3 protein-coding genes, 1 pseudogene and 1 riboswitch are annotated in these 2,392 nt (G+C 57.2%); all 4 genes and pseudogenes read right to left on the bottom strand.

The window, feature by feature from the left end; all coding sequences use genetic code 11:
- Window positions 1–152: 152 nt before the first annotated feature.
- Window positions 153–230 (bottom strand): annotated as a pseudogene (locus P0D89_RS52320) (tyrosine-type recombinase/integrase); the annotation flags it as partial.
- A gap of 7 nt (window positions 231–237) precedes the next feature.
- The gene (locus P0D89_RS52315; protein ID WP_408365334.1) at window positions 238–711 is read right to left on the bottom strand and encodes a putative quinol monooxygenase; all 474 of its coding nucleotides are present in this window, start codon (window positions 709–711) and stop codon (window positions 238–240) included.
- Window positions 712–890: 179 nt separating this feature from the next.
- A complete protein-coding gene (gene mntP, locus P0D89_RS52310; RefSeq protein WP_408365336.1) occupies window positions 891–1,457 on the bottom strand; it encodes a manganese efflux pump MntP in 567 nt (188 codons plus the stop codon).
- A 10-nt stretch (window positions 1,458–1,467) separates the two neighbouring features.
- Window positions 1,468–1,634: riboswitch (yybP-ykoY riboswitch) on the bottom strand.
- A 250-nt stretch (window positions 1,635–1,884) separates the two neighbouring features.
- The coding region (locus P0D89_RS52305; protein ID WP_408379515.1) for an IS30 family transposase at window positions 1,885–2,392 on the bottom strand (508 nt) is incomplete at its 5' end.

Here is a 2,392-nt window from a genome sequence, read left to right as displayed (position 1 = left end):
CCGACTAGCGCCGACACATTCGGCGCTAGTCGGCCAGGAAGGGGCATTCGCGCCACGCAAGCAAATGACTGATTCTCTTCGAATTGCGGACGATCATGTCGTGACACCGCATCTCGAGACGCTTGTCGCGCCTTTTGGCGCAGCCGTACTCACAGCCGCCGTTGCTGTACATAGAGGTCGTCGAACCGCGTCGCGAGCGCGGCACCGGTCCGCGCAAACGGAAACCTCATCGTGTAATCAGGTCGGATAGTAGCGGCTGGCAACGCGAGCAGACCGCTTTACTCCTATCTCATGAGCACTCTTCACGAAAGCCAGGAAATGAGGTGTCACCCGATGAGCCTTATAGGCGGCCTCATCCCGGTATGTCTCGATCAGCATCACGCTATTGGGCTCGCCTTTTGGCAACAGCACATCGAAACCTATACAGCCCGCTTCTTCCTTGCGCGAGGTTCGGCTGTTTTCCTCGCTGATTCTGAGGAAGCGGGCCATTCCTGCGGGTGGCACCGCAAACGTAACGACATTGACAATGGCAGGTCCAGATCCTTTCTCGGCGGCAGCCTCTGCCGTCATGGGTATGAGACCGGACAGCAGAGATACGAACGCCGCCAACCACAGCGCGTACTTCAGGGCGGTGCGCCGGGATGAAGGCAGTGTTGTGCCCACGCCATTGGGAGATGCCACATGTGCGGGCATCTCGTCGTGATACGTCATGGTCCGGTCATCCTTTCTCGGTGCGAGTAGCGCAGGTTGTTACGAAGACCGTCCCATGTGTCATCGTGAGGACGGACTTTCTCAAATCGGTTCGATGACAAGATAGCAAAGGCGATATTGCGGGCCGATAACGTAGCTATGAATAAATATTTATGCACTCGCTTGAAGCGGGAGGATCTTCAGAACAGCTGCAGATGCTCGGCCAGGATCGCGCAACCAATGCCGACGAGCACGACACCGCCCGCCAGTTCTGCGCGCCTTCCTACGACGTGACCAATGACACGGCCAAGTAGGACACCGATCGTGACCATGAGGGTTGTGGCAAGCCCGATTGCAGCTGCAGTGGAATAGATGTTGACGTTCACAAAGGCAAGGCCAGCGCCAACCGCCATCGCATCAATGCTTGTGGCAAAGCCGGTCAGCGCGAGCAACCAGAACGAATGAGCGACCGGTTTCGTCTCCTCGGCTTCCCTGACGGAAAAGCTGTTGAAGACCATGCGGGCCCCGAGAACAAAAAGCAGTGTGAACGCGATCCAGTGATCCCAGGCGGAGACATATTGGGCAGCGGCTCGCCCGAGGAACCAGCCAATCAAAGGCGTCAACGCTTCGATGACACCGAAGATGACGCCGGTCCGCAGAGCTTCGCGCCAGCTAGGGCGATGAAGAGTGGCCCCTTTGCCAATTGCTGCTGCAAAGGCATCGGTCGACATTGCAAAAGCAAGGAAAAGCGTTGCGACGGGATTCATAAGAGAAGTGGCTCGTAGTCGGGCGGAAAACCGCGACACACCGCCGCGCCCGACCGGTCGCGTGGTGTGTCGATGGTCTTGCCAACCAAAGGGCTACCTGCACCACGGTCAGTGCGACCGAGAATGTTGACGCAGGCGCTTCTGGGTAGAAGCCGGCTACTCCCCAAAGACAGGCATCAGGGTACCATCAAAGAAAGGTTTATGTAATGAAACTTGCATGACATACCCGGCTTTGCTCCACTACCTCAAGGCTGTCTAACGAGGTCGTCCGGTCGATCGAGCGCGGCGATCTGCTGGAGCAGCTTCGGTTCGAAGACGTCGTGCTTCAGCGAGCTTGAAGAGGGGTATGCCGATTGCATGAGGCAGGACGCGGCCAAGAAGAGACATTCGCCAATCTGTTCGTGGTGACCGCTTAACTGGGGCGGATTCAACCGGTGGATGCAATAGTTTGCTGGAATCGTTCGGCGGGCGTCTCGTAATTCAGAGTCTTCCTGGGACGTTCATTAAGGCGTCTCGCCACAGCGTTGAGTTTGGCCTGCGAATACACTGACAGGTCGGTGCCTTTGGGAAAGTACTGCCGCAACAGCCCATTCGTGTTTTCGTTCGAGCCCCGTTGCCAAGGGTGCTGAGGATCGCAGAAGTAGACCTGAATATCAGTAGCCACGGTGAAGCGTTTGTGCCCAGCCATCTCCGTTCCCCGATCCCATGTCCGTGATTTGTAGAGTTCCTGCGGCAATTTGCTGGCATGTTTGATGAGCGCATTGATGACCGTTTCGCTGTCCTTGCTGGCTATCTTCACCAGCATGACATAGCGTGTCTGGCGCTCGACGAGTGTTGCGATCTGGCTGTTGCCGCTACCGCACAGCAGATCACCTTCCCAGTGTCCGGGTACCGCGCGGTCTTCAACGCTAGCTGGGCGTTCGCTGATCGACACC

It is taken from the genome of Paraburkholderia sp. RL18-085-BIA-A (assembly GCF_046027075.1).
Classification (GTDB): domain Bacteria; phylum Pseudomonadota; class Gammaproteobacteria; order Burkholderiales; family Burkholderiaceae; genus Paraburkholderia.
The sequence above is the reverse complement of the archived record's forward strand: the minus strand, read 5'-3'. Positions and strand labels throughout refer to the sequence as shown.